A 26,482-nucleotide genomic window follows, 5' to 3' on the forward strand; every position below is an offset into this window, starting at 1 on the left:
TCAAGCCCTTCCCCAGGGGGCCGTCTAGAAAGTTGCGGAATGAAGAACAAGTTGCTCAAGGCGGGTGTCATCGCGTCGGTTGCCGCTGGCGCTGCGCTGCTCGCACCCGCTGCGGCACAGGCCGCGACGATCTACCCGCCCACTAACGCCTGCTCCATCTCGCCGGCCACGATCACCCCTGGCGGCACCGTCGACTTCTCCTGCGGTGCGGGCACGTTCTCGGCCAACGAGAAGGTCACCATCACCATCACCGGTGAAGATGGCGCCAACGTGAAGATCGGCTTCGTCAAGTTCGCCATTTCGACCGCCAGCGGGACATCCACGTCCGCTGCCGACGGCTCGCTCGCCGCGGTCCCCCTCGCCTTCCCGGCCGATGCCTCCGGCGCGTACAACATCGCCGCGGTTTCGCCGACCTCGGCCGGTGGCACCGCCAGCGTCGCCGTCGCCGCCGCGGGTGGCGGCAGCAGCGCTGAGCTGCCGGTCACCGGCATGGACAGCAGCCAGCTGCTCGGCTTCTGGATCGGCGGTGGGGCCCTTGTCCTCGCCGGTGGTGCGTTCGCCGTCGCCGCCAGCGTGCGTCGTAACCGCAAGCAGGCCCGCGCCTGATCTCAGGCTTACGTCGAACGCCCCCGGGAGAGTCTCCTGGGGGCGTTCGGTTGTCCGGGGTGCAACCCGGGGGCTTCTTCTCGCTGCGGCTCGCTCAGCGCCCGGTGTCGGGTCGTACAGACAAAGAGAAAGCGCCGGTGTCCGTGCGGGAGGACATCCGGCGCTTTCGTCGTCTGCGGGTTACGGCAGCTCGCCGCTCTTGTGCTCGTGACGCGAGTGGTGCATCGGGATGCCGATCGACGTCGCACACAGCAGGATGCCGAGCACGAAGATCGCCGACTGCCAGCCGTCGACGAACGGGGCGTAGCCGAAGCATGCGAACCCTGCGACGAAGAGCAGGAAGCAGAGGATGAACATTCGGATCCTTCCGGGACGGCGGTGCTGCTCCCAGGCTATCGCGTTTCGGCGGGCGTCCGCGAACACCGCGAGGTCAGGATGCGGTGGCCAGGCCGCCATCCGGGCCGGGCGGCATCGCGCGGCGCCGCGGACGCGACATCCGCGCCGTCACCAGGATCGGCAGGTGGTCGCTGCGGCCCTGCGGCAGTGTCCGGATGCGCTCGATGTCGAACCCCATCGACGTGGCGAAGTCGTAGTGCCCGCGGAAGTAGCGATACCGGGTGTACGTGCGGGCGTCGCTGAGGGTCAGCTCATACCCCTGCTCGCGCACCTTCTGCCCCAGGTTCTCCTTGAACACGGGGTAGTTGTAGTCGCCCACCATGAGCGTGGGAAGCCCGTTGCCGAGCTCCTGCAGCTCGGCCAGGGCGGCGCTGATCTGGTGACGCCGCAGCGAGTTCAGCGCGGTCAGCGGCGCCGCGTGGAATGACGCCACGATGAGGTCGCGCCCCTGGTCGATGTCGTGCAGGCGCACCCCGAGCATCCGCTCCTCGGCGGGCTTGAGCACGCGGTCGTGCAGCGACTTCTTCAACGACATCGAGCGGACCTCGAGCGGCCGGTACATGTCGATCCGGAAATAGACCGCCAGTCCGAGCCGGTTGCGGTGGGTCGCATCGGCCAGCCGGAGCCCGGAAATCTCGTCCGGGATGTCGGAGGTGTCACACTCCTGCAGGCAGAGCAGGTCGGCTCCGTGGCCATCCACGAGCGCGGCCAGTTCGGTCGCGGCGCGGTGCTTGCGCAGGTTGTACGAGAGCAGCTTCATCCTGTTTCCAGGGTAGACCGGCTCTCCCGACAGCGGGCTGGGCGCCCGGACCGGCTACGCGGACGCGGCGCCCTGGGGAAGGATCGCGGCCCGCAGGTGGCCGTCCGCGGCGGCGAGCCGCGCGCGGGCCTCGTCCGGGGAGATGCCGGCCAGCAGCCCCAGCAACGCCACCTTCACCGACCCGTCCGACCGGTCGAGCGCCTGCTCGGCGACGTCCATCGTCACCTCGGCGATGCTCATCACGGTGCGGATCGAGCGCGCCCGCAGCTTCTCGTTGGTGGCCACCAGGTCCACCATGACGCCGTTGTAGGTCTTGCCCATCCGCACCATCGCGAGCGTCGAGAGCGTGTTGGCGATGAGCTTCTGCGCGGTGCCGGACTTGAGCCGGGTGGAGCCGGCGATGAACTCCGGGCCCACGACCACCTCGATGGGGACATCCGCGATGCGCCCGATCACCGAGCCGGCGTTCTGGGCGATCGCTATCGTCAGCGCGCCCACCTGCTTCGCGTACCTGAGTCCGCCCGCGACGTACGGGGTGCGACCGGACGCGGAGATGCCGACGACAGCGTCATCGGCGGTGAGACCGAGCTCGGCGAGCGTGGCCGGCGCCTCCGCGGTGTCGTCCTCGGCATCCTCGACCGCCTTCATGATGGCTGTCGGGCCGCCGGCGATGAGCCCGACCACCATTCCCGGATCCGTGCCGAACGTGGGCGGGCATTCGCTCGCGTCGAGGACGCCGATGCGGCCCGCGGTCCCCGCACCGAGGTAGATGAGGCGCCCGCCGCGGCGGAACCGCCCGACGATGCCGTCCACCGCGGCGGCGATCTCTGCGGCGCGCTGCCCCACGAGCAGCGGCACCGCCTGGTCGCCGGCGTTCATCAGCCGGACCAGCTCCAGGCTGCTCAGATTGTCCAGGTCGACGGCCGCGCCCCGCGTCTCCGTCGTAAGCTGTGACAGCTCGTGCAGGAGGTCGCGCAGTCGCGCCCCGGTCTCCTCGTCATGCACGGTGAATGCTCCCTTCCAGCGGCAGATTCGTCCGCTGCACCATGATCAGTGCGCCATCCAGCGCGTTCCCCTGCGCCGGAGCCACGCGCAGTCCGCGGGCGACCAGCGCGGTGCGCAGGCGTTCGCGGAACCCGGCATCGGCGGTGACACCGCCCACGAGCGACACGTCGGCGACGTCGACGTCGCCCGCCGATGCCGCCGCCGTCTGCACCACATGGGCGACGGCGCGGTCGACGACGTCCACGGCGACCTCGTCGCCCTCGGCCGCGCAGGCCAGGACGGCGGGGGCGTACGCCGCCAGCTTCGCGGCGGCGTCGGGATGCGCCACCGCCGCGTCGGCGGCTGTGCGCGGGTCGGCGATCCGGTCGAGGAGCGCCGTCGGCGGCCCGACCCGCACCTGCGCCGCCTCCGCGGCCCGCAGGCCCTCGCGCCCGATCCAGGATCCGGACCCCCAATCTCCCGCCAACAGACCCCGGCCGTCGCGCATCGATGAGCGCCCGTCCGGGGAGACAGCGAGCGCGACGGCACCGGTGCCGACGATGAGGCACACCCCCGGTCCGCCGCCGAACGCGCCGATATGGGCGGTGACGACATCCGATGCGACCGCCGCGGCGACGTCGTAGCGCGCCGCCACCAGCGCCGCGAGCCGCGCCGCGGCGCCGGGCGCCGCGAATGCGCCGGCGGCACCGATGCCGATCACCGCGAACCCCTCGGGCTCTCGGCCGTCGAGCAGCTCGCCGATCCGGGCCGCCGACCGCGCCGCCGACCCGTCCGCGCCGAGGCCGGCCAGGCCCTCGCCGACGACGACTTCGTCGCGCACCCGTATCCGGCAGCTCGTCTTGCCCAGGTCGACGCCGACGGCAGATCCTTCTCGCGGCACATCATCCTCACGAATCTCATGTCCAGTTTGATTGACTGTACTGTAACTTGCTTCCAGGGCGGTGTATAGATAGATGGAGTACACCCCGTCAGCGAGGGAGCAAGGCATGAGCATCCAGTCGACGATCGAGGCAACCGCCGCATCTCTGTCACCATCCTTGCGCCGCATCGCGGAGGCCGTCGGCCGCAACCCGCAACTGGTGCTCGAGAACACGATCAACCAGCTCGCCCAGACGTGCGACACCTCCGTCGCCTCCGTGGTGCGGTTCTGCCAGGCGATCGGCCTGTCCGGGTACGCGCAGCTGCGCGTCGCCCTGGCCACCGAGCTGGGCAAGCAGTCCGCGCAGTTCGGCCCCTCCGACTACGGGGCCGACATCTCGCCGACGGACTCGCTCGAGGACGCCGCCCGCAAGATCGCCGCGCTCGAGCTGATGGCGATCGACGAGACGGTGGGATCGATCGACTTCGCCGTGATGGAGCGCGTGATCGATCGCTGCGAGACCGCGACGCGCATCCTGATCTACGGGATCGGCGCGAGCCAGTTCGTCGCCGACGACTTCCAGCACAAGCTGTTCCGGATCGGCCGCGAGGCGTTCGCGTTCCATGATCCGCACGAGGCGTGGGGGGCCGCCGCGCTGCCGATCGGCGGCGTCGTCGCGATCGGCATCTCGCACTCCGGCGAGACGCCGGAGACGAACAAGTTCCTCCGCGTGGCGAAGGAGAACGGCGCGTACACGATCGCCCTGACCGGCGTCCCCGGGTCGAGCCTCGCGGGGCTCGCGGATGTCGCGCTGCTGACCCGGGTGCGGGAGACCACGTTCCGAGCCGGCGCCATGGTGAGCCGCATCGCACAGCTCGCCCTCGTCGACTGCCTGTTCACCGGCATCGCCCAGCGCCGCTACCGGTTCACGGTGGATGCGCTGCGGCGCACCCGTGAGGTCACCCGCGCGCACTGACGGCCGGGCTCACCGGGCGGACACCCGCTCCTGAAACTTACGTCCGAATTGTGTCTTGACTCTGTAACTGAATGCCGTATTCTCATCACAAGCCCATATCCGAGGAAGGACGACGAATGTCCGATGGTCCGGCTGTCTTCCGGCACTACGCCCCAGGAGACGGTGCCCGCATCGCCGATGCATGGACCCTCGCCGCACCCGGCGACGGCATCACCCCGCGGCGGTTCCGCGACCTCGTCCTGCTCGACCGCAACTTCGATCCCGAAGGACTCGTCGTCGCCGAGGCGGACGGCCGCATCGTCGGCGCCGCCTACGCGGTCCGCCGGCGGGTCGCCGAGCAGGGCGACGACCTGGAACGAGGGCGCGGCTGGATCCTGTTCTTCTTCGTCGTCCCCGACGCGCAGGGCGCCGGCATCGGCCGCGCGCTGCTGACCCGCGCGATGGACTGGCTGCGCGGCCACGGCGCCGAGGAGGTCGTCTACTCCGGGTACACGCCGAACTACGTGCTGCCCGGCCTGGACGCCGACCGGTACCCGGCCGCGTTCGCCCTGATGTCCTCGCTGGGATTCACGACCCTCGAGAAGGCCGACGCGATGTCGCGGTCGCTGCGCGGCTACGCGATGCCGGCCGACGAGCGGGAGCGCGCCGACCGTCTGCGCGCCGAGGGCTGGTACCTGGGCACCCCGCAGGACGACGACCTCGTCCCCCTGATCGCGCTGGCCCGCGACGCGTTCAACGCCGACTGGGCCCGGGCGATCCGCGAAGGGATCGTCGCCGGCCTGCCGGCCGAACGCATCATGATCGCCCGGAACCCGGACGGCCGGGTGATCGGCTGGGCGATGCACGGGACGTACGAGGGCGTGATCGATCGCTTCGGCCCATTCGGCGTCCTCCCGCAGAGCCGCGGAACCGGACTCGGCCGCCTCCTGCTGCACCTCACCCTCGAGCGGATGGTCGCCACCAACGCGCAGACCGCTTGGTTCCTCTGGGCCGACGAGGGCACCCCGGCATGGAACCTGTACCAGAAGACGGGATTCGAGGTCACCCGCACGTTCTCGATCCTGCGCGCACCGCTGAAGCAAGAGGAGCACCAGGCATGAGCAGCACCGTCATCGCCGTCGGCGGCCACATCGGCGACATGGAGCTGACCGCCGGCCCCACGCTGGCCAAGGCCGTCCTTGAAGGCGGCCGCGCCATCATCGTCGACTGCACATACGGCGAGCGCGGACATCCCACCATCGCCCCCAGCGTCTACCGCGCGCAGAAGGTCGACGAGGCGCGGTTCTTCGCCGACGCCATCGGCGCCGAGGTCGTCACCCTCGACTACTCCGACGGCTTCCTGCCGGACACCGACGACGTCGCCGAGCAGATCGCCGCGATCATCCGCGACGCCAAGCCCGACCTGCTCATCACGCACTGGCTGCACTCGATGCACCGCGATCACGAGCGGGCCGCGCAGACGGCGCTGCGCGCGGCGTTCCTCGCGTCCATCCCCATCGAGGAGATCGACACTCCCCGGCACTCGGTGCCCGCGATCCTGCACGCCGAGAACTGGGAGGACATGGAGGGCTTCGAGGCCGACACGTTCTTCGAGATCCCGGATGCCGCGTACGACCGGTGGCGGACCGGCATCGAGCGCCACGCCTTCGCCCGCGGCGAGACCTACGGGTTCCGATACATCGACTACTACTCCGCGCTGATGGAGGTCAAGGGGTGCCTGGCGGGATGCCGTCGCGCCGCCGCCTTCAAGACATCCAGTCACGAGAAGTTCACCCTCGCCGGACCGTGACCGCCGGCGTTCTGCACCCACACAAACAAGAGAGGTTGACCATGCGTAAGCACAAGACATTGGCGTCCCTGGGCGTCGTGGCCGCAATCGCCCTCGCGGCGACCGGCTGCTCCGCCGGCGGCGGCGGCAACGACTCCGGAACCCAGCAGCTGACGTTCCTCACGCACTGGGGCCCCGACCAGGTGAAGCTGCTGGAGAACGCCGCGGCCGCATTCACGAAGAGCAACCCCGGCATCACCGTCAAGGTGCAGGCCGTCCCGTTCGCGAACCTGCTCTCCACGCTGCGCACGCAGGGCAGCTCCCCCGACGGCCCCACGATCGCGGGCATCTACGACGCGTGGCTGCCGGAGCTGGCCCGCGACCAGCTGGCCGCGCCCGCTCCGCAGGATGTCGTCAGCGACGTCACCGCGAACTGGCCGAAGGGGGTCGTCGGCGCCGCCACCCAGAACGACAAGGTGTACGGCATCCCGAACGAGGTGGACCTGTACCAGCTCAACTACAACAAGGCGATCTTCGCCGACGCCGGCCTGAAGGCCGCCCCCACCACGTGGGACGAGGTCATCAGCGCCGCGAAGGCCATCACCGCGACCGGTCAGGGCCGGCAGGGCATCGGGTTCATCACGAACTGGAACTCCGGCGCCGTGCACCCGTTCCTGTCCCTCCTGGCCTCCAACGGCGGCAGCTTCCTGAACGGCGCCGGCGACAAGGCCGACCTGCAGTCGCCGCAGGCTCTGGAAACCGCGCAGTTCTACCAGAAGCTCGTGGATGAGGGGCTCACGAAGGCGTCGATGTCGAACGCCAACGCGAACACCACCGGCCCGTACCTCGACAACTTCGTCAACGGCAAGACCGGCATGATCATCATGGCGAACTGGTGGGAGAGCTCCCTGAAGGACGCGATGGGCGACAAGTTCGCCGATGTCGCCACCGCCCCGATCCCGGTCGGTCCCAGCGGCGACGGGTCCCACTCGATCTCGTACTCGTGGGACACCATCGTCAACGCGAACGCGACGGATGCCAAGCAGAAGGCGGCCTGGAAGTTCCTCAGCTGGCTGAACGGGCCCGACTCGGGCAAGAACGGATCCTCGGCGATGGGTGACATCCTCATCTCCATGGGCATCCTGCCCAGCCGCACGTCCGACGTCGCCGCGCACGCGGACACGCTCAAGACGCCGTTCCTGAGCTCGTACGTGTCGGCGCTGGACAGCGCGGTGCCGTTCCCGACCGTGCTGGGCGCCAGCGCCGGGGCCGACGCGCTCCAGCGTCAGGTCGAGGCGCTGCTGAACAAGCAGGTGGATGCCGCGAAGGCGATGTCCACGGCCCAGTCGGACGTCGACAGCGCCCTGTCCTCGGCCCGCTGACCGCCAAGGCGATCGGGTGGCCAGCACCGTCAATACCGTCCTCCCCGGGAGCGCCGCGCGCACGCGGCTCTCCCGGGGCGGCGCGCCCGGATCCGGTCTCGCCCAGCGCCGCTGGGTGACGACCCTGTTCCTCAGCCCCACCCTCGTGGTGATCGGGCTGTTCACGATAGTGCCGATGATCATGACCGTGATCATCAGCTTCCACCGGTGGTCGATGTTCACGCCGATCACCAAGATGACGCCGGTCGGCTTCGACAACTACGCGCGCCTTTTCACCGACAGCGCCCGCGTGCAGGCGCTGGCCAACACCGGCGTGTACGTCGGCCTCAGCATCCTGATCACCGTTCCGCTCGCGTTCCTGGTGGCGATGCTCCTGTACTTCCCGCGGCTGCGCGGGCAGAGCGTGGTGCGCGTCATCCTGTTCGCGACGTACGTGATCCCGACGATCGCGATCGTGATCATCTGGAGCAACATCTACGCTCCCGGGTACGGACCGCTCAGCGCGATCCTGACCGCGATCGGCGTCACGCCCCCGGCCTGGCTGAGCGACCCGTCGTGGGCGCTGGTCTCGCTCGTGATCTTCAACGTGTGGCAGATGCTCGGCTACTACGTGATCCTGCTCGTGGCGGGCCTGACGCAGATCCCCGCCGACCTATACGAGGCCGCCCGGATGGACGGGGCCGGCATCGTCCGGCAGACGCGGTCGATCACGATCCCGCTGCTGAGCCGCTCGCTGGTGTTCGTGATCCTGATGACGTTCATCAACTCGATCCAGGTGTTCGACCCCATCTACCTGCTCACCCAGGGCGGGCCTGCCGGATCCACGAACGTGGTGTCGTTCGAGATCCAGCGCTCCGCGTTCCAGTACGGCCTCGCGGGAGACGCGAGCGCGCTGGCCGTCTCGGTGTTCCTTCTCATCGTGGTCGTCGGCGCGGTGCTGGGGACGATCATGAAGGTGAGGAAGCGATGAGCCCGCGTCGCCTGTCTCCGCGCACGCGCGCGCAGCGCGGCATCCTCTACCTGCTGCTCACGGTGGTCGCGGTGATCCCGCTGTTCCCGCTGTACTGGCTCGTGATCTCGGCGTTCAAGGCCCCGCGCGAGTTCGTCAGGATCCCGCCGTCGTGGGTGCCCACGTCGCCGACCCTGGACCCGCTGGGCACGGCGCTGACCGAGGTGCCATTCGCGCAGTCGATGCTCAACAGCATCATCATCGCGGGCGTGGCCACGATCGCCGTGATCATCACCAGCACGATGGCCGGGTACGTGTTCGCGAAGTACCGGTTCCGCGGGCGGGATGTCGTGTTCTGGACGATCGTGGCGACGATGTTCCTGCCGCCGATCGTCACCCTGGTGCCGCTGTACTACCTGGTCTCGTCGATGGGGCTGGCCGACTCGTACCTGGGCGTGCTGCTGCCGTGGCTGGCCAATCCGTTCGGGATCTTCCTGATGCGGCAGTTCATCATGGACGTGCCCGATGAGCTGATCGAGGCCGCCCGTGTCGACGGCGCGGGCGAGTTCCGCATCGTCTGGCAGTTCGTCGTGCCGCTGATCAAGCCGGCCGTGGTGACGCTGGCCGTGTTCATGTTCGTGTTCTCGTGGAACAACTTCCTGTGGCCGCTGACGATCCTGCGGTCCGAGGCGCTGTACCCGGTGGTGCTGACCCTGAACCGGCTGATGTCGTACACGATGAGCTTCGACTACCAGAACGTGGTCCTGGCCGGGGCGCTGGTGGCCTCGATCCCGACCCTCGTCGTGTTCCTGATCTCGCAGCGCGTGTTCGTGCAGGGGATCGCCTCGAGCGGAGTGAAGGGATGACCACGGTCCGGCAGGATGAGTCGGTGCCCGAGCCGGACCTGGCGGCGCTCGCCGGCAGCCTGCCCGCGGGTGCCCTCGTCACCGACCCGGATGCGATGGCGGCGTACACGCGCGACCATGCGCAGCATGTCACGCCCGGGGTGCCGCTCGCGGTCGTCCGCGCCACGTGCACGGCCGACGTGCAGGCGGCGCTGCGGTTCGCGGCGGCGCACCGGGTGCCGGTGGTGCCGCGCGGGACGGGGTCGGGGCTGTCCGGAGGCAGCACGGCGATCGACAGCTGCATCGTCGTCGCGCTGGACGAGATGCGCGCGGTGCGCATCGATCGCGCCACGCGCACCGCGACCGCGCAGCCGGGCGCGTTCAACGCGGAGGTGAAGGCCGCCGCGGCGGCGCAGGGCCTGTGGTACCCGCCGGACCCGTCGTCGTTCGAGTTCTGCTCGATCGGCGGGAACGTCGCCACGAACGCGGGCGGACTGTGCTGCGTGAAGTACGGCGTGACCGCCGACTATGTGCTGGGGCTGACCGTGGTGCTCGCCGACGGGCGCGCCGTGACGCTCGGCGGACCTCGCATGAAGGATGTCGCGGGCCTGCCGCTCACGAAGCTGTTCGTGGGCAGCGAGGGCACGCTCGGGGTCGTCACCGAGGTGGTCCTCCGGCTCGTCCCGCCGCAGCAGCGGCCGGTGAGCCTGGTCGCGACGTTCGCGGAGATGGCCGCCGCGATCACCGCGGTGCGCGAGATCACCTCCCGGCTGCGGCCCTCGATGCTCGAGCTGATGGACCGCACCACGATCAACGCGGTCGAGGACCTGACGAGGATGGGCCTGGACCGGGACGCGGCGGCCATGCTCGTCATCCAGTCCGACGAGCCCGGTCCGCGCAGCGTCGAGGACCTCGCGGTGATCGAGCAGATCTGCACGGCTGCCGGTGCGTCCGAGTGCTTCGCGAGCGACGACCCCGACGACAGCGAGTCGTTCGTGGCGGCGCGGCGGATGGCGGTGCTCGCGGTCGAGAAGAAGGGCACGCTGCTGCTGGAGGATGCGGGGGTCCCGCTTCCGCGGCTCGGCGACCTGGCGGCGGGCGTCGAGCGCATCTCGGCCGACCGCGACACGCTGATCGCGCTGGTCGCGCACGCCGGCGACGGCAACACGCATCCGATGATCGTGTTCGACGCGACGGATGCCGACGCCGTGACGCGCGCCGAGGCGGCGTTCGACGACATCATGCGCCTGACGATCTCGCTCGGCGGCACCATCACCGGAGAGCACGGCGTGGGCCGGCTCAAGCAGCCGTGGCTGGGCGATCAGCTCGGCCCGGACGTCGCCGCGCTGGGGCAGACCATCAAGGACGCGCTCGACCCGCTCGGCATCCTCAACCCCGGGGTGATCTTCGCGCGGTAGCGGGCGGTTCGCGTCGCGGCTGGCGCGCGTTGCGGCTCGGCTCCTCGGCGGCGCGGCTCCTCGGCGTCGCGGCTGATGCGCGTCGCGGCTACTCCGCGTCGCGGCGCGCCCGGGTCTGCTCGGCGCGCGCGGCGAGCAGGTCGTCGGCCGGGTAGCCCACCTCGACGAGGGTCAGGCCGCGGGCGGCGAGGACCTTGAAAGCGCTCGTGCGCTCCCCGGCATCCCGCAGCAGCGCGGCATCCGCCGCCGTCAGCCGCCCCTCGCCCACCGCGACGCAGGCGCCGACGAGGGCGCGCACCATCGAGTGGCAGAACGCGTCGGCCTGCACGGTGCCCACGAGCACCCCGTCCGCGTCGCGATGCCAGCCGAACGCGAGCAGGGTCCGGATCGTCGTGGCCTCGGGCCGCGGCTTGCAGTACGCCGCGAAGTCATGCAACCCGATGAGCGACCGGGCCGCGGCATCCATCGCCTCCACCTGCAGCGGGGCGTGCACGGTCGTGGTGCGGGCGCGTTCGAGCGGGTCATAGCCGGAGACGTCGTCGGCGACCCGGTACTCGTACCGGCGCCACACCGCCGAGAAGCGCGCGTCGAACCCGTCGGCGGCGACCGCGGTGCGGTGCACGGTGACGTCGGGATATCCGCCGAGCACGCCGCGTAGCCGGTGCGCGAGCCGGTCGACGGGATCGGATGTCCCGTCCCGGCGGGTGCGGGCGAACAGCCGTGCGCGCTGGTCGTCGTCGAGGTCGACATGCGCGACCTGACCGCGCGCGTGCACGCCGGCGTCGGTGCGGCCGGCCACCACGAGCCGTGGCGCGCCCCCGACGATGCGGGCGATGGCATCCTCGAGCACGCCCTGCACCGTGCGCAGCCCGGGCTGGCGGGCCCACCCGCGGAAATGGGTGCCGTCGTAGGCGATGTCGAGGCGGATGCGCACGGAATCAGCGTAGCGGCGGCATCACGGCACGCCCGCGCCGCACGGTGTCGGGCGTGCGCGGAACGTAGACTGGAGGGGTCCCGGCGCGCTCCCCCGTTCCCCGCCGAGGCGAACCCCCGCCATGACGCAGCCTGCCTCCATCCCGCCCCCGCGCGCCCGATACGCGGGTCTCGACGGGCTTCGCGCCATCGCGGTGGCACTCGTCGTCGTGTACCACCTGTTCCCGGGCTGGTGGCTGCGCAGCGGGTTCATCGGGGTCGACGTCTTCTTCGTCATCAGCGGCTTCCTCATCACGTCCCTGCTGCTGCGCGAGCGGGCGCGCGCCGGGCGCATCGACCTCGTCGACTTCTGGCGACGGCGCGCGCGACGGCTGCTGCCGGCCCTCGCGCTCCTCGTGACGGTGATCGCCACCGGTGCCCTGGCCGTGGGCGGCGACGCTCTCGTGCACCTGGGCCGCCAGGTGCTGGGCGCGGCCACGTTCAGCTACAACTGGCTCTCGGTCGCCGGCGGGGCCGACTATTTCTCCGCCGATACGCCGGAGCTGTTCCGCAACCTCTGGTCCCTCGCCGTCGAAGAGCAGTTCTACTGGGTGTGGCCGCTGCTGCTCCCCCTGCTCCTGCTGGTGCCGTGGCGTCCGGTGCGCGCGGTCGTGGCGATCGTCGCCGCGGCCGCCTCCGCCGTATGGATGGCGGATGTCGTCGCCACCGGCGGTGACGTCACCCGCGCGTACTTCGGCACCGACACGCACGCGTTCGGCCTGCTGCTGGGCGTGGCGCTGGCCGTCGGCGCGGAGCGCGTGCTGGACGCCCCGCCGCGGTGGCTCGAAGGGCGCGGCGCGCGCATCGTGGGTGTTGTGCTCGGCGGCGGTGCGGTGGTCGGCCTGCTCGTGCTGGCCATCCTGCCGCCGCAGCAAGGGGTGGCGACGTTCCCCGGCATCCTGCTCGCTGCCAGCGCGCTGACGGTCTGTGCGGTCGCCGGCGGCGTCGCGCCCCGGTCCTGGCTCGGCCCGGTGCTGGACGCCCGGGCGCTGCGCTGGGTGGGCGACCGCTCGTACGGCATCTACCTGTGGCACTGGCCGCTGCTCGTGCTGGTCGGATCGATGGCCGGCGTCACGGCGGGGGCCGACACCATCCCGCTGTGGGTGGGAGCGGTCGCTCTGGCCGCGACGATCGCGTTCGCCGAGGTGTCGTACCGGTTCGTGGAGCGGCCGGTGCGCCGGCACGGCTTCCGCCACAGCCTCGATCGCGCCCGCGAGCACCTGGTCGGTCCGCCGCGCACCTTCTTCCCGGCGCTCGGCGTCCTGCTGGTCGCGATGGCGATGGTCACCGGCACCACGACGGCGATAGCGCTGGCACCGACATCCACGTCCGGGCAGGATGCCGTCGCGGCCGGCCGCAGCGCCCTGCAGAAGCCGCGCGGTCCGCGGCCCCCGCTCGTGGACGGGGAGCCCGGCGCGCTCGGCGGGCGCGCGTCGGTGACGCCGGCGAAGGTCGACGGGCGGCAGATCGACGCGATCGGGGACTCGGTGATGCTCGCCTCCGCCGGAGCGCTGATGGACCGCTACCCCGGCATCCATATCGACGCGAAGGTGTCCCGGTCGATGTATGTCGCTCCGGGAATGGTCGAGCGGCTCGCCCGCGACGGCCGCCTGCGGCGGTACGTCGTGCTGGGACTGGGTACGAACGGGTTCATCGACAAGCGCTCGCTGGACCTCGTGGTGCAGGCGCTCGGGCCGCAGCGGCGCCTCGTCCTGGTCACGGCATTCGCGCCCCGGTCGTGGATCGCCGGCGTGAACAAGGAGCTGCGGGAGTACGCCGCGCGGAACCCGGACGTAGTGATCGCCGACTGGGCCAGCGCCATCCGCCCGCACGCCGACCTGCTGGCCGGCGACGGCATCCATCCCGGCGACAGCGGCGGCCGGATCTACGCGAGCGCTGTCGCGCAGGCCATCGACGCCGCGCAGCTGGCGCAGGCGCAGCAACGGGAGCGCATGATCCTGCGTGCGGACCGCCTGGCCGAGCGCGCCCCCGCGCGCTGACCCGCGCCGCCGCCGCCGCGCGGTGCCGCGCCGCGCGGTGCCGCGCCGCGCGGTTGGCCGAACCCACCCTCTATTGCCGAGCCCACTCGCTGTAGCGGATGGGTTCGGCAACAGAGGGTGGGTTCGCGGGATGTCCCGCCCGCGCCGCGCGCGCCGCAGCGCGCCACCGCGCCGAACCCACCCTCTATTGCCGAGCCCACTCGCTGTAGCGGATGGGTTCGGCAACGAGAGGTGGATTCGGCGGGATGTCGCGCCGCAGACGACGAGACCCGCACACCGTGCGGCGTGCGGGTCTCGTCTCGCGGGTGCGGGAAGGCGCTTACTCGGCCTTGTCGGCCTCGTCGGCAGCGGCATCCTCGGCGGGAGCGTCGGCGGCGGCATCCACCGTCTCCGTCTCCTCAGCCGGGGTCTCCTCGGCCGGGGTCTCCTCGGCCGGAGTCTCCTCGACGGGGGTCTCCTCAACGGGCGCCGCCTTCTTCGCGGTGCTCTTCTTCACGGCGGACGCCTTCTTCGTGACCGGCTCGAGCACGAGCTCGATCACGGCCATCGGCGCGTTGTCGCCCTTACGGTTGCCGACCTTCGTGATGCGGGTGTAGCCGCCGTCACGGTCGGCCACCAGCGGCGCGATCTCGGTGAAAAGGACGTGCACGACCTCCTTGTCGCCGATCACCGCGAGGACGCGGCGACGGGCGTGCAGGTCGCCGCGCTTGGCGAACGTGATGAGGCGCTCGGCCAGCGGGCGCAGGCGCTTGGCCTTGGTCTCGGTGGTCTTGATCGACTTGTGCGTGAACAGCGCAGCGGCGAGGTTCGCAAGCAGCAGGCGCTCGTGGGCGGGGCCGCCTCCGAGGCGGGGTCCCTTTGTGGGCTTAGGCATTCTCAGTTACTCCCGTGTGAAAAGTCGATCGAGGATCAAGCGTTCTCGGCGTCGTCGTCGTAGCCGCCGTAGAAGTGCGCGCCGTCGAAGCCCGGCACGGAGTCCTTCAGCGACAGGCCCAGCGAGACGAGCTTGTCGCGCACCTCGTCGACCGACTTCTGACCGAAGTTGCGGATGTTCATCAGCTGCGTCTCGGACAGGGCGACCAGCTCGGACACGGTGTTGATGCCCTCGCGCTTGAGGCAGTTGTACGAGCGGACCGACAGGTCCAGGTCCTCGATCGGCATCGACAGCTCGGTGGAGGCGACGGTCTCGACCGGCGCGGCGCCGATCTCGATGCCCTCGGCGTCGACGTTCAGTTCGCGGGCCAGGCCGAACAGCTCGGTGAGCGTGCGTCCGGCGGAGGCGACGGAGTCGCGCGGCGAGATCGCCGGCTTGGTCTCGACATCCAGCACCAGCTTGTCGAAGTCGGTGCGCTCACCGGCGCGGGTCGCGTCGACGCGGTAGCTGACCTTGAGCACCGGCGAGTAGATCGAGTCGACCGGGATCTGACCGGCCTCGGCGTACTCGTTGCGGTTCTGCGTCGCCGACACGTACCCGCGGCCGCGCTCGATCGTGAGCTCCAGCTCGAAGCGCGCGGTGTCGTTCAGGGTCGCGATGACCAGCTCGGGGTTGTGCACCTCGACACCGGCCGGGGCCGAGATGTCGGCGGCGGTGACCTCGCCGGCGCCAGTCTTGCGCAGGTACGCGGTGATCGGCTCGTCGCGCTCGCTGGAGACGACCAGCTGCTTGATGTTCAGGATGATCTCGGTGACATCCTCCTTGACACCGGGAATGGTGCTGAACTCGTGGAGGACCCCGTCGATGCGGATGCTGGTGACCGCGGCACCCGGGATCGAGGAGAGCAGGCTGCGACGCAGCGCATTGCCGATCGTGTAGCCGAAGCCGGGCTCCAGCGGCTCGATGACGAAACGGCTGCGGAACTCCCCGATCTTCTCCTCGGTCAGGGTGGGACGCTGTGCAATGAGCACTATGTGTTCCTTTCGTGCGACGTGCCCGCTATATGACACGTGCAGTGGGTGAGGTGTTGAGTTTTCTCCGAGGGATGCTGCCGGTCGTGCGCATCCGGAAGCGTGGGAGTGCCGGATGCCTCACCAGGAGGCATCCGGCACCGAGATCTCAGACCCGGCGACGCTTGGGCGGGCGGCAGCCGTTGTGCGCCTGCGGCGTGACATCCTGGATCGAGCCGACCTCCAGGCCCGCGGCCTGCAGCGAGCGGATCGCGGTCTCACGACCCGAGCCCGGGCCCTTCACGAAGACGTCGACCTTCTTCACGCCGTGGTCGGCGGCCTGACGGGCGGCCGACTCGGCGGCCATGCCGGCCGCGTACGGGGTGGACTTGCGCGAGCCCTTGAAGCCCACGCCGCCCGAGGACGCCCAGCTGATCACGGCGCCCGACGGGTCGGTGATCGAGACGATCGTGTTGTTGAACGTCGACTTGATGTGGGCCTGGCCCAGCGCGATGTTCTTCTTCTCCTTGCGGCGCGGCTTGCGCGCCGCGGACTTGGCCTGTGCCATGTGTTGTTCTCTCCTCAACCTGTCGCGGCGCGCTTACTTGCGGCCGGCCTTCTTCTTGCCGGCGACGGTGCGCTTCGGGCCCTTGCGGGTGCGGGCGTTCGTCTTGGTGCGCTGACCGCGCACGGGCAGGCCACGACGGTGGCGGATGCCCTCGTAGGAGCCGATCTCGACCTTGCGGCGGATGTCGGCGGCGACCTCGCGGCGCAGGTCACCCTCCACCTTGTAGGTGCCTTCGATGTGGTCGCGGAGCTGGACGAGCTGGTCGTCGGTGAGGTCCTTGACGCGGATGTTCTCGTCGATCCCGGTCGCAGCGAGGATCTCGTTCGAGCGGGTCCGGCCGATGCCGTAAATGTAGGTAAGCGCGATCACCACGCGCTTGTCGCGCGGGATGTCAACGCCGGCAAGACGTGCCATGCGTTTCTCCTAGGAGTGTTGTGGAGGTGTGGAGCAGGATCGGTGCCCGGGCCTCCAGCCCGAGGTGTCCCCCATACGGGTTCTGATCCTGCCGGTGTGTGTTGAGTTGTTGCGTGTCTTGCCTGCAGGGCGGCCCGTCGTCGGCCTGGGCCCGGGGCTGTGTCAGGCGGGCGTCGCCCGCTTCGCTCAGTCGCGAGTCGCCGGCGGGCGACTCAGCCCTGGCGCTGCTTGTGGCGCGGGTTGGCCTTGCAGATCACCATCACGCGGCCGTGACGGCGGATCACCTTGCAGTGGTCGCAGATGCGCTTGACGCTCGGCTGAACCTTCATGATTTCCTTTTCGCTGTCTTCACCGGCGGGCACGGAGGTGCCCGGGGCGTTACTTCTCGACCGGACTAGCGGTAGCGATAGACGATGCGGCCGCGGGTGAGGTCGTACGGGCTGAGCTCGACGACCACGCGGTCCTGAGGGATGATGCGGATGTAGTTCTGCCGCATCTTCCCCGAGATGGTGGCGAGCACCTTGTGTCCGTTGGTCAGCTCCACGCGGAACATCGCGTTCGGCAGAGCCTCGGAGATCACGCCCTCGATCTCGATGACACCGTCTTTCTTGGCCATAGCCTCGCTATCGATTCTGCAGACCGGTCGGTCTGCGGTGGATGGGATGTGGTGCCGATTCTCGGGAAAGAGACACGCCGAAACAGGCGCAAGGCACCAATGAATTAGTGTACGTCACCCGCCCACCCCGGGCAACTCGGCACCCGCCCGCGGCCCGCCGCGGCGCGGCATCCCGGCGCGGCGTCCCGGCGCGGCGCAGCCCGGCGCGGCGCCGCCCGCCCTGTTCGCCGAACCCACCCGCTGTTACCGAACCCACCAACTGTAGCGAGTGGGCTCGGCAGCAGCGGGTGGGTTCGGCAGGCCGGTCACGGCGGTCAATGGCCGGTCAGCGGGGCGGGGAGATGTGGAAGGCGGCGAGGCGCCGCGCGAGCGCGGTCGGGGTCTGGATGTGCTGCATTCCCCACCGCGCCAGCGGGCGCCCCGTGGTGCCCCGAATCCAGTCCTCGCGCTCCTTCTCGGCCTGGAAGACGTCACGCGGGGTTGCGCCACGCACTACAGCGAGTTCGTGGTACTTCGTCTTGCCGTCGCTCTCACCCCAGGCATGCGCGTCATCCATCCCGAAGTCCACGGAGAAGAACCCTCCCCACGGATCTGGCACCGGGACCTGCAGCCGCGGGGCCGCGAAGCCGATCTCCGTCAGGCGGACCCGGCTGACGCTTTCCAGGGGCAGCTGGGCGCGGCCGTCGGCGAACTCGATGACGCGCCGCGCCTGCCGGATGCCGCGGGCGCCGCGCGCGGCATCCACACGGTGCCTCATCGCGGCCTTCCAGCGCGCGGCGGCCCGCTCGTGGTAGGTGCGGGTGCGTTCATCCCATGCGATGCGCCGCAACGCGGCATCCGCGCACGCGACGGCGGCATCGAACGAGAGGCTGCGGATCAGATCGAACACCGTGCGGTCGAGCGTCGTGCACGGGATCCCGAACAGTTCCATCGTGTCTTCGGCGGCGATCGTGACCTCGTGTCGGGCGACGAGTCGATCCGCGTGCACCCGGCCGTCCCCCGCGGGGGCCGCGACGTGCACGCGCTTGGGCCATGTGTTGTACAGGGGCAGTCCGTGTGCGACGACGGCGGACGCCCCCACGAACACAATGTCTGAGGAGCGGAGCCTCGCCGCGACGCCGATCACCTGCATGAGATGCCGCTCTTCGGGGTAGGCGCCCGTCCAATCCGCGCCGACGACGTAGGCGTCGCGGTGGATGCGCTCCAGGGTCCCGCCGGCCACGGCGGCGGCGATCGCATTGTCGCTCATGCCGCGCTGGCGCAGGATGCCGCGGTTCAGCACCTTCGCGCGGGTGGCATCGACATCCATGCCCTCGATGATCCAACGCACGCTGCCCGCCGCGCGCCCTTCAGCCGGATCTGTGGATGAAGCGCCGCCGCGCCGCACCTGTGCAGGAACCGCCGCGAACCACCCACCTCGCCACACACCTCGCCGAACCCACCCGTGAATGCCGAACCCACCCGCTATGGCCGATGGGTTCGGCAACAGAGGGTGGGTTCGGCGCGGCGCGGCGCGGCGCGGCGCGCGGCGGCGCGGCGCGGCGCGCGCGGCGCTACTTGAACAGGGTGCCGAGCTGGGCGGGCTCGGGGAGCGTCGAGTTGGCGATGGTCGTGCCGTTGATCGCTATCGTCGGCGTGCCGATCCCGGCCGAGCCGGGCGCGACCGGCGTCTTCGGCGTCATCGACTGCACGTATTTGGCGTATTTGTGCGACGTGATGTCCGCCTTCAAGGCGTCCGTCACGTTCACGCCGGCACCCTCCGCTATCGCGATGATCTGGTCGTCGGTCAGGCCGGTCGAGCCCTCCTCCGGCTGATTCTGGAACATCCCCTGCATGAATGCGTACGCCTTCGCCGGGTCGGCGTCGGCCACCGCGTACATGGCGCTCGCGGCACGCGACGAGTAGTCGGTGCCCTGCGAGCGGCTGTCCAAAATCGCTATCGGGTGCACGTTCAGCGTGATGGTGCCGTCGCTGACCAGGCCCTGGATCGAGGAGCCGTACGACTGCTCGAACTGCCCACAGATCGGGCACATGAAGTCGATGTAGGTGTCCATCGTCTTCGAGCCGCTGCCGAACGCTATCGCCCCGGTCTCGGTGTTCACGGTCTGGCTGCTGGGCGCGGCGCCCGGGCCGGAGGCGGCGCTGTTGATGGCGATCACGATGCCGGTCACCACGGCCAGCACCACCACCGCCGCCACGCTCACCCAGATGGCGAACCAGTTCGTCTTGCGCAAAGTGCTGGCCATTGATGTCCTCGCTCTACTTGATCGGGGCCGGTTCGATGCCGAACGGAGCCAGTCCCGCCGCCCCGCCATCGGGCGCGGTCAGCACCCAGATACCCTCATCATGCACGGCCACGCTATGTTCCCAATGTGAGCCGGCTGTACCGTCGACGGTGGACACCGTCCACCCGTCCTCACCCACCCGCGTCGCCTGGTCGCCGATGACGACCATCGGCTCGATGCAGATCGCCAGGCCCGGGCGCACCTCGGGTCCCCGGTCGCTGACGCGGTAGTTGAACACGGACGGCGACTCGTGCATCCGCCGTCCGATGCCGTGCCCGACATAGTCGCGCAGGATGCCGTAGCCGTGGCCGGATGCCTCGATCGACCCCTGCACGGCGGCACCCACCTCGGCCAGGTGCTGCGCGGATGCGAGCGCCGCGATCCCGGCCCACAGCGACCGCTCGGTCACCCGCGACAGCTCCTCGCGCTCGGCGACGAGCTCGGGCCGCGCCGGGTCCGGGACGACGACGGTGATCGCCGCGTCGCCGTTCCACGCGCGGTACTCGGCCCCGGCATCCACCGACACTATGTCGCCGGGCTCGAGCACCCGCCGGCCCGGGATGCCGTGCACGACCTCGTCGTTCACGGACACGCACACGGTGTGGCGGTACCCGCGCACCATCTGGAAGTTCGACAGCGCGCCGCGGGAGCGGATCACGGCGGCGGCCGCGGCATCCAGCTGCAGCGTCGTGGTGCCGGCGACGATCAGCGGCCGCACGGCGTCGAGCATCGCGGCGGTGATCAGGCCGGGCTCGACCATCGCCCGCAGCTGCGCGGGCGACTTGTAGATGCCGCGTCGAAGGCCCACCTCAGACGGCCGCGGGACGGGTGATGCCGCGCGCGGTCAGCGCCGCGACGATCCGCTCGGTGATCTCGTCGAGCGTGCCGACGCCGTCGATCGTGTCGACCGTGCCGCGCTCGCGGTACACGTCGAGGATCGGCGCGGTCTCGCTCTCGTAGATCGCCAGGCGCTTCGCGATGATCTCGTCGGTGTCGTCGGTGCGGCCCTGCTCCTTCGCGCGCAGCGCGAGCCGCTCGATGCTCTCGGCACGGGGGACGCTCAGTTCGATCACGGCGTCCAGGTGCGCGTCGCGCTCGGCGAGGAAGCCGTCCAGGTCCTGCACCTGCCGGAGGTTGCGCGGGTACCCGTCCAGCAGGAACCCGGCCGCGGCGTCGTCCTGGGACAGCCGGTCGCGCACTATCTGGCCGGTCAGCTCGTCCGAGACGAGGTTGCCGGCCGCCGTGATGGCCTTCACCTGCTCGCCGAGCGGGGTGCCCGCCGCGATGTTCGCGCGGAACACGTCGCCGGTGGAGACGGTCGGGATGCCGAGGGCCTGCGCAATCCGCGCGCCCTGCGTGCCCTTGCCCGACCCCTGCGGTCCGACGATCAGCAGGCGTGCTGTGCGGGTCATCGCAGGAGCCCTTCGTAGTGGCGCTGCTGCAGCTGCGCGTCGATCTGCTTCACGGTCTCCAGGCCGACACCCACCATGATGATGATGGACGCGCCGCCGAACGGGAAGTTCTGGTTGGCGCTGACGGTGGCCAGCGCGATCAGCGGGATCAGCGAGACGAGGCCCAGGTAGATGGCGCCGACGCTCGTGATGCGGGTGATCACGAAGTCGAGGTACTCGGCTGTCGGGCGGCCGGCCCGGATGCCGGGGATGAAGCCGCCGTACTTCTTCATGTTGTCGGCGACCTCGGTCGGGTTGAACGTGATGGCGACGTAGAAGAACGTGAACCCGACCGTCAGCAGGAAGTAGATCAGCCAGTACAGCGGATGGTCGCCCTTGACGAGGTAGTTGTTGATCCAGACCACCCAGCCGGCGGGGCTCTCCCCCACGGCGGGCTGGTTGAACTGCGCGACCAGCGCGGGCACGTACAGCAGCGACGAGGAGAAGATGACCGGGATGACGTTGGCCATGTTCACCTTGATCGGGATGTACGTGTTCGTCCCGCCGTAGGTGCGCCGGCCCACCATCCGTTTCGCGTATTGCACCGGCACCCGCCGCTGCGACTGCTCCACGAACACGATGAGCGTGATGATCACCAGGCCCACCAGGATCACGAGGAAGAACACGTCCCAGCCGCGGGCCTGCTTGATCGACCACATCGCCGACGGGAACGTCGCCAGGATCGAGATCAGGATGAGGATCGACATCCCGTTGCCGATGCCCTTCTCCGTCATCAGCTCGGCCATCCACATGATCAGGCCGGTGCCGGCGGTGAGCGTGAGCACCATCAGCAGCTGCGCCCACCAGGCGTCGTTCGTGAGGATCCGCTGACACGCGGGCGCGGCGGAGCCGCCGAACAGCTGCCCGCTGCGGGCCACCGTGACAAGCGTCGTGGACTGCAGCACCGCCAGCGCGATGGTGACGTAGCGGGTGTACTGGGTGAGCTTGGCCTGCCCGGACTGCCCCTCCTGGTACAGCGTCTCGAAGTGCGGGATCACCACGCGCAGCATCTGGACGATGATGGATGCCGTGATGTACGGCATCACGCCGAGAGCGAAGATCGACAGCTGCAGGAGCGCCCCGCCGCTGAACATGTTCACCATCGCAAGCAGGCCTTCGGTGCCGGCGCCGGTGGCGAGGCACTGCTGGACCTGAGGGAAACTCACGAACGGTGTCGGCACGTGCGACCCGAACCGGTACAAGACGATGATCAGCAGGCTGAACATGATCTTGCGCCGCAGGTCGGGCGTGCGCATGACGCGCTTCACGAGGGTGAACAAGCGGATTCCTCCAGAAAGGGTTCCCGGCGCGCTCGGGGGCGCGCACAGACAACCAGGGTATCCCAGGGCGGGGCGTGGGCGTTGCGGCCTTCGTCGCCGGATGCGAAAACGGGGCCGGAGGATCCTCCGGCCCCGTCTGCGACGCTTACTGGGCGGCTGCCACGGTGCCGCCGGCCGCCTCGATCTTCTGCTGGGCGGAGCTCGAGATCTTGTCGACGGCGACGTTCAGCTTGACCGAGATGTCGCCGGTCCCGAGGACCTTGACCTTCTCGTTCTTGCGCACCGCACCCTTGGCGACCAGGTCGCCGACGGTGACGTCGCCACCGGCGGGGTACAGCTCGGCGAGCTTGTCCAGGTTCACGACCTGGTACTCGACGCGGAACGGGTTCTTGAAGCCGCGCAGCTTCGGCGCACGCATGTGCAGCGGAAGCTGGCCGCCCTGGAAGCCCGGACGCACCTGGTAGCGCGCCTTGGTGCCCTTGGTGCCACGGCCGGCGGTCTTGCCCTTCGAGCCCTCACCGCGGCCGACGCGCATCTTGGCGGTGTTGGCGCCGGGGACCGGACGCAGGTGGTGCACCTTCAGCACACCCGGACGCGCCTGCGCGACATCCTTCTGCGCCGCCTTCTTCGCGGGCGCCGACTTGGCGGCGGCCGGCTTGGCAGCAGCCTTGGCGGCCGTGGCCTTCTTGGCGGGAGCCTTCTTCTCCGCCTCGGCGGCGGTGGTGTTCTCGGCCTTCTCAGCCATCAGTCGATCTCCTCAACCTTCACGAGGTGGGCGACGGTCTTGACGTAGCCGCGCGTCTGCGCGTCGTCGGGACGGACGACAGTGTCGCCGATCCGCTTGAGACCGAGGCTGCGCAGCGTGTCGCGCTGGTTCTGCTTCTCGCTCACCTTGGACTTGATCTGTGTGACCTTCAGACGCTCGGCCATCAGGCACCTACCTTCTGATCACGCGCGGCGGCGGCCGCAGCCGCCTCCTCGCGGACGAGACGGGCCGGCGCCACCTGGTCGAAGTCCAGGCCGCGACGGGCGGCGACGGCGCGCGGCTCCTCGAGGCCCTTCAGGGCCTCGACGGTCGCGTGCACGATGTTGATCGTGTTCGACGAGCCGAGCGACTTCGAGAGCACGTCGTGGATGCCGGCGCACTCCAGGACCGCGCGCACCGGGCCACCGGCGATGACGCCGGTACCGGCGGCGGCGGGGCGCAGCAGCACCACACCGGCGGCGGCCTCACCCTGCACCGGGTGCGGGATCGTCTTGCCGACGCGCGGGACGCGGAAGAAGTTGCGCTTGGCCTCTTCGACGCCCTTCGAGATCGCCAGCGGCACCTCGCGGGCCTTGCCGTAGCCGACACCCACCACACCGTTGCCGTCGCCGACGACCACGAGGGCGGTGAAGCTGAAGCGGCGTCCGCCCTTGACGACCTTCGAGACGCGGTTGATGGTCACCACGCGCTCGAGGAACTGGCTGTCGTTGCGGTCGCGCGAACCACGGCCACCACGGTCGCCGCGCGCGTTGCGGTCGCGCCCGCCGCGGCGGGGCTCGCGCTCGTTCGTCGCCTGAGCCTCGGCCGAAGCCTCCTGCTCCGGCGCTGCCTGATCGGCGGTCACTTGGGTCTCCTTGTTGTCACTCACAGGTTCAGGCCTCCTTCGCGGGCGCCCGAGGCCACCGCCGCGACGCGACCGGCGTAGCGGTTGCCGCCGCGGTCGAACACGACCTCGGCGACACCGGCGCTCTTCGCACGCTCAGCGACGAGCTCGCCGACCTTGCGGGCCTTGGCGGTCTTGTCACCGTCGAACGAGCGCAGGTCGACCTCGAGGGTGGAGGCGCTTGCCACGGTGTGGCCCTTGCTGTCGTCGACCAGCTGCACGAACACGTGCCGCGCGGAGCGGGTCACGACAAGGCGCGGACGCTCGGTGGTGCCGACGATCTTCTTGCGAAGACGGGCGTGGCGACGCGCGCGGGCGTCGGACTTCGACTTCACAGCCATGCTCACTTACCAGCCTTTCCGGCCTTGCGCCGAACTATCTCGCCGGCGTAGCGCACACCCTTGCCCTTGTACGGCTCGGGCTTGCGGATCTTGCGGATGTTCGCAGCCGCCTCGCCGACGGCCTGCTTGTCGATGCCGCTCACCGTCACCTTGTTGTTGCCCTCGACCGTGAACGTGATCCCGGTCGGCGGGTCCACGAGCACAGGGTGCGAGAAGCCGAGCGCGAACTCGATCGCGGCGCCCTTCTGCTGGACGCGGTAGCCGGTGCCGACGACCTCGAGGCCCTTCGTGTAGCCCTGGGTCACACCGATGATGTTGTTGTTGATGAGGGTGCGGGTCAGCCCGTGCAGCGAGCGCGACTCGCGCTCGTCGTCGGGGCGGGACACGAGGACCTGGCCCTCCTGGACCGCGACCTCGATGGGGGTGGCCACGGTGAGCGCGAGCTCACCCTTGGGGCCCTTGACCTGCACCTGCCGTCCGGCGACCTCGACGGTCACGCCGGCGGGGATGTCGATGGGAAGACGTCCGATTCGCGACATCGTCGATCACCACACGTAGGCGAGGACTTCCCCACCCACGCCCTTCTGCTCGGCCTGGCGGTCCGTGAGGAGGCCAGAGGAGGTGGACAGGATGGCTACGCCCAGGCCGCCGAGGACCTTGGGCAGCTCGTTCGAGCGTGCGTACACGCGCAGACCGGGCTTCGAGACGCGCTTGATGCCGGCGATCGACCGCTCACGGTTCGGGCCGTACTTCAGCGTCAGGGTCAGGGTCTGGCCCACGCGGGCGTCGGCGACCTCCCAGCCTGCGATGTAGCCCTCACGGGTGAGGATGTCGGCGATGGTCGTCTTCAGCTTCGAGCTCGGCAGTGCCACGGAGTCGTGGTGCGCCGAGTTCGCGTTGCGCAGACGGGTCAGCATGTCTGCGACCGGGTCTGTCATTGTCATTGTGGTGTCCTTTGTTCATAAGGTTTCGGACGCGGGTACACCCACGGCCGACCTTCTATGACGGGTTCCCATCCCGCCGGGCCGGGCGCGGCATCCCGATCTCTCGGCACGCCGCTGACGCCGGGATCCGGCAGGAGGGGTGGATTTTCAGTTGTCAGTCTACGGGGCGCTCGCCGCGGCTCACGCCGCCTGGTCGGCCGAGCGGAACGGGAAGCCCAGGTGGCGCAGCAGCGCCCGGCCCTCGTCGTCCGTGGTGGCGGTGGTGACGATCGTGATGTCGAAGCCGCGCACCCGGTCGATGCGGTCCTGGTCGATCTCGTGGAAGACCGACTGCTCCTGCAGGCCGAACGTGTAGTTGCCGTGCCCGTCGAACTGCTTGTCGGACAGGCCGCGGAAGTCGCGGATGCGCGGCAGCGCCAGGTTGACGAGGCGGTCCACGAACTCCCAGGCGCGGTCGCCGCGCAGCGTGACGTGCGCGCCGATCGGCTGACCCTCGCGCAGCTTGAACTGCGCGATGGACTTGCGGGCCTTCGTGACGACCGGCTTCTGCCCGGTGATCTTCGTGAGGTCCTCGACCGCGCCGTCGATCACCTTGCTGTCGCGAGCTGCCTCGCCGACGCCGGTGTTGACGACGACCTTGACCAGACCGGGGATCTGCATGACGTTCGCGTAGCCGAACTCCTCCTGCAGCGCCTTCTTGATCTCGGTCCGGTACTTCTGCTTCAGGCGGGGCTGGATCTTGCCAGCCTCCACGGCAGTGGTGTTGCTCATCAGAGGTCCTTACCGCTGTTCTTCGCGTAGCGCACGCGGACGGTGCGCTTCACGCCGTCCTTGACCTTCTCCTCGACGCGGTGGCCGACACGGGTCGGCTTCTTGCTCGAGGGGTCGACGACGGCGACGTTGGAGATGTGGATCGGGGCTTCCATCGTCTCGATGCCGCCCGTCTTCGCACCGCGCTGGGTCTGCCCCACGCGGGTGTGCTTGGTGACGTAGTTCACGCCCTCGACGATGACGCGGTCCTGCTCGACGAGGACCTCGAGGACCTTGCCCTGCTTGCCGCGGTCACTGCCGGAGAGGACCTGGACCAGGTCGTCCTTCTTGATGTTCGCCATGA

33 protein-coding genes are annotated in these 26,482 nt (G+C 69.8%); 9 read left to right on the forward strand and 24 right to left on the reverse strand.

Features of this window, described 5'->3' with window-relative positions; translation table 11 throughout:
* The first annotated feature begins 39 nt into the window (after positions 1-39).
* Positions 40-606 (forward strand): LPXTG cell wall anchor domain-containing protein, encoded by a 567-nt coding sequence (locus tag GH740_RS07485; RefSeq protein ID WP_153745421.1) that lies wholly within the window; start codon positions 40-42, stop codon positions 604-606.
* Between the two features lie 180 nt (positions 607-786).
* Here GH740_RS07485 and GH740_RS07490 read toward each other — a convergent pair whose 3' ends face one another.
* The 4 genes from GH740_RS07490 to GH740_RS07505 form a co-directional block, all read right to left on the reverse strand.
* Entirely contained in the window at positions 787-963 is a 177-nt protein-coding gene (locus GH740_RS07490) for a hypothetical protein (protein ID WP_153745422.1), read from the reverse strand.
* Between the two features lie 73 nt (positions 964-1,036).
* Entirely contained in the window at positions 1,037-1,762 is a 726-nt protein-coding gene (locus GH740_RS07495) for an endonuclease/exonuclease/phosphatase family protein (protein WP_153745423.1), read from the reverse strand.
* Positions 1,763-1,816: 54 nt separating this feature from the next.
* The gene (murQ, locus tag GH740_RS07500) at positions 1,817-2,767 is read right to left on the reverse strand and encodes an N-acetylmuramic acid 6-phosphate etherase (RefSeq protein ID WP_367641020.1); all 951 of its coding nucleotides are present in this window, start codon (positions 2,765-2,767) and stop codon (positions 1,817-1,819) included.
* On the reverse strand, positions 2,760-3,647 hold the full coding sequence (locus tag GH740_RS07505) for a BadF/BadG/BcrA/BcrD ATPase family protein (protein ID WP_172978329.1): 888 nt from the start codon (positions 3,645-3,647) through the stop codon (positions 2,760-2,762). The genes murQ and GH740_RS07505 overlap by 8 nt, the downstream gene beginning before the upstream one ends.
* 106 nt (positions 3,648-3,753) lie before the next feature.
* Here GH740_RS07505 and GH740_RS07510 point away from each other — a divergent pair, with 106 nt between their 5' ends.
* From GH740_RS07510 to GH740_RS07540, 7 genes are all read left to right on the forward strand, one after another.
* Entirely contained in the window at positions 3,754-4,602 is an 849-nt protein-coding gene (locus tag GH740_RS07510; protein WP_153745425.1) for a MurR/RpiR family transcriptional regulator, read from the forward strand.
* 116 nt (positions 4,603-4,718) lie between these two features.
* Positions 4,719-5,702 (forward strand): GNAT family N-acetyltransferase, encoded by a 984-nt coding sequence (locus tag GH740_RS07515; protein WP_153745426.1) that lies wholly within the window; start codon positions 4,719-4,721, stop codon positions 5,700-5,702.
* Entirely contained in the window at positions 5,699-6,391 is a 693-nt protein-coding gene (locus tag GH740_RS07520; RefSeq protein ID WP_153745427.1) for a PIG-L deacetylase family protein, read from the forward strand. The genes GH740_RS07515 and GH740_RS07520 overlap by 4 nt, the downstream gene beginning before the upstream one ends.
* A gap of 41 nt (positions 6,392-6,432) precedes the next feature.
* On the forward strand, positions 6,433-7,752 hold the full coding sequence (locus tag GH740_RS07525; RefSeq protein WP_153745428.1) for an ABC transporter substrate-binding protein: 1,320 nt from the start codon (positions 6,433-6,435) through the stop codon (positions 7,750-7,752).
* Between the two features lie 16 nt (positions 7,753-7,768).
* A complete protein-coding gene (locus tag GH740_RS14095; RefSeq protein ID WP_172978330.1) occupies positions 7,769-8,722 on the forward strand; it encodes a carbohydrate ABC transporter permease in 954 nt (317 codons plus the stop codon).
* Positions 8,719-9,567 (forward strand): carbohydrate ABC transporter permease, encoded by an 849-nt coding sequence (locus GH740_RS07535; protein WP_153745430.1) that lies wholly within the window; start codon positions 8,719-8,721, stop codon positions 9,565-9,567. The genes GH740_RS14095 and GH740_RS07535 overlap by 4 nt, the downstream gene beginning before the upstream one ends.
* Complete coding sequence (locus tag GH740_RS07540) at positions 9,564-10,964, forward strand: FAD-binding oxidoreductase (protein ID WP_153745431.1); 1,401 nt, start codon at positions 9,564-9,566, stop codon at positions 10,962-10,964. The genes GH740_RS07535 and GH740_RS07540 overlap by 4 nt, the downstream gene beginning before the upstream one ends.
* 88 nt (positions 10,965-11,052) lie before the next feature.
* On the opposite strand, the gene truA is transcribed toward GH740_RS07540, so the two are convergent.
* Entirely contained in the window at positions 11,053-11,898 is an 846-nt protein-coding gene (truA, locus tag GH740_RS07545) for a tRNA pseudouridine(38-40) synthase TruA (RefSeq protein ID WP_367641025.1), read from the reverse strand.
* A gap of 121 nt (positions 11,899-12,019) precedes the next feature.
* Here truA and GH740_RS07550 point away from each other — a divergent pair, with 121 nt between their 5' ends.
* Complete coding sequence (locus GH740_RS07550) at positions 12,020-13,936, forward strand: acyltransferase family protein (protein ID WP_153745432.1); 1,917 nt, start codon at positions 12,020-12,022, stop codon at positions 13,934-13,936.
* A gap of 319 nt (positions 13,937-14,255) precedes the next feature.
* On the opposite strand, the gene rplQ is transcribed toward GH740_RS07550, so the two are convergent.
* The 19 genes from rplQ to rplX form a co-directional block, all read right to left on the reverse strand.
* The gene (rplQ, locus tag GH740_RS07555) at positions 14,256-14,810 is read right to left on the reverse strand and encodes a 50S ribosomal protein L17 (protein WP_153745433.1); all 555 of its coding nucleotides are present in this window, start codon (positions 14,808-14,810) and stop codon (positions 14,256-14,258) included.
* A gap of 35 nt (positions 14,811-14,845) precedes the next feature.
* Positions 14,846-15,841 (reverse strand): DNA-directed RNA polymerase subunit alpha, encoded by a 996-nt coding sequence (locus GH740_RS07560; protein ID WP_367641028.1) that lies wholly within the window; start codon positions 15,839-15,841, stop codon positions 14,846-14,848.
* A 148-nt stretch (positions 15,842-15,989) separates the two neighbouring features.
* Positions 15,990-16,388 carry a 30S ribosomal protein S11 gene (rpsK, locus tag GH740_RS07565; RefSeq protein ID WP_129385805.1) on the reverse strand — a complete coding sequence of 133 codons (399 nt, stop codon included), beginning with the start codon at positions 16,386-16,388 and terminating at the stop codon, positions 15,990-15,992.
* A gap of 33 nt (positions 16,389-16,421) precedes the next feature.
* Positions 16,422-16,802 carry a 30S ribosomal protein S13 gene (rpsM, locus tag GH740_RS07570; RefSeq protein ID WP_153745435.1) on the reverse strand — a complete coding sequence of 127 codons (381 nt, stop codon included), beginning with the start codon at positions 16,800-16,802 and terminating at the stop codon, positions 16,422-16,424.
* A 212-nt stretch (positions 16,803-17,014) separates the two neighbouring features.
* Positions 17,015-17,131, reverse strand: a complete 117-nt coding sequence (gene rpmJ, locus GH740_RS07575) for a 50S ribosomal protein L36 (RefSeq protein ID WP_153745558.1) — start codon at positions 17,129-17,131, stop codon at positions 17,015-17,017.
* 65 nt (positions 17,132-17,196) lie between these two features.
* On the reverse strand, positions 17,197-17,418 hold the full coding sequence (gene infA / locus GH740_RS07580; protein ID WP_029145881.1) for a translation initiation factor IF-1: 222 nt from the start codon (positions 17,416-17,418) through the stop codon (positions 17,197-17,199).
* A gap of 325 nt (positions 17,419-17,743) precedes the next feature.
* A complete protein-coding gene (locus GH740_RS07585) occupies positions 17,744-18,748 on the reverse strand; it encodes a hypothetical protein (RefSeq protein ID WP_153745436.1) in 1,005 nt (334 codons plus the stop codon).
* 223 nt (positions 18,749-18,971) lie between these two features.
* Positions 18,972-19,664: a thioredoxin domain-containing protein gene (locus GH740_RS07590; protein WP_153745437.1), complete on the reverse strand. Its 693-nt coding sequence runs from the start codon at positions 19,662-19,664 to the stop codon at positions 18,972-18,974.
* A 13-nt stretch (positions 19,665-19,677) separates the two neighbouring features.
* Positions 19,678-20,511 (reverse strand): type I methionyl aminopeptidase, encoded by an 834-nt coding sequence (gene map / locus GH740_RS07595; RefSeq protein WP_367641032.1) that lies wholly within the window; start codon positions 20,509-20,511, stop codon positions 19,678-19,680.
* A 1-nt stretch (position 20,512) separates the two neighbouring features.
* Positions 20,513-21,115, reverse strand: a complete 603-nt coding sequence (locus GH740_RS07600; protein ID WP_153745438.1) for an adenylate kinase — start codon at positions 21,113-21,115, stop codon at positions 20,513-20,515.
* Positions 21,112-22,434, reverse strand: a complete 1,323-nt coding sequence (gene secY / locus GH740_RS07605; protein WP_153745439.1) for a preprotein translocase subunit SecY — start codon at positions 22,432-22,434, stop codon at positions 21,112-21,114. The genes GH740_RS07600 and secY overlap by 4 nt, the downstream gene beginning before the upstream one ends.
* A gap of 145 nt (positions 22,435-22,579) precedes the next feature.
* On the reverse strand, positions 22,580-23,179 hold the full coding sequence (gene rplO, locus GH740_RS07610) for a 50S ribosomal protein L15 (RefSeq protein WP_153745440.1): 600 nt from the start codon (positions 23,177-23,179) through the stop codon (positions 22,580-22,582).
* The gene (gene rpmD / locus GH740_RS07615) at positions 23,179-23,364 is read right to left on the reverse strand and encodes a 50S ribosomal protein L30 (RefSeq protein ID WP_153745441.1); all 186 of its coding nucleotides are present in this window, start codon (positions 23,362-23,364) and stop codon (positions 23,179-23,181) included. The genes rplO and rpmD overlap by 1 nt, the downstream gene beginning before the upstream one ends.
* Positions 23,364-24,068: a 30S ribosomal protein S5 gene (rpsE, locus tag GH740_RS14215; RefSeq protein ID WP_367641036.1), complete on the reverse strand. Its 705-nt coding sequence runs from the start codon at positions 24,066-24,068 to the stop codon at positions 23,364-23,366. The genes rpmD and rpsE overlap by 1 nt, the downstream gene beginning before the upstream one ends.
* Positions 24,065-24,424: a 50S ribosomal protein L18 gene (gene rplR, locus GH740_RS07625; protein ID WP_153745560.1), complete on the reverse strand. Its 360-nt coding sequence runs from the start codon at positions 24,422-24,424 to the stop codon at positions 24,065-24,067. The genes rpsE and rplR overlap by 4 nt, the downstream gene beginning before the upstream one ends.
* A gap of 2 nt (positions 24,425-24,426) precedes the next feature.
* A complete protein-coding gene (rplF, locus tag GH740_RS07630; RefSeq protein ID WP_153745442.1) occupies positions 24,427-24,963 on the reverse strand; it encodes a 50S ribosomal protein L6 in 537 nt (178 codons plus the stop codon).
* A 6-nt stretch (positions 24,964-24,969) separates the two neighbouring features.
* Positions 24,970-25,368, reverse strand: coding sequence for a 30S ribosomal protein S8 (gene rpsH / locus GH740_RS07635; protein WP_153745443.1), 399 nt, complete (start codon positions 25,366-25,368; stop codon positions 24,970-24,972).
* Between the two features lie 180 nt (positions 25,369-25,548).
* Positions 25,549-26,139, reverse strand: coding sequence for a 50S ribosomal protein L5 (gene rplE / locus GH740_RS07640; protein ID WP_153745444.1), 591 nt, complete (start codon positions 26,137-26,139; stop codon positions 25,549-25,551).
* On the reverse strand, positions 26,139-26,480 hold the full coding sequence (rplX, locus tag GH740_RS07645; protein ID WP_153745445.1) for a 50S ribosomal protein L24: 342 nt from the start codon (positions 26,478-26,480) through the stop codon (positions 26,139-26,141). Before rplX ends, rplE begins: the two co-directional genes overlap by 1 nt.
* Positions 26,481-26,482 lie beyond the last annotated feature (2 nt).

Source organism: Microbacterium sp. SYP-A9085 (assembly GCF_009649635.1).
Lineage (GTDB): Bacteria > Actinomycetota > Actinomycetes > Actinomycetales > Microbacteriaceae > Microbacterium.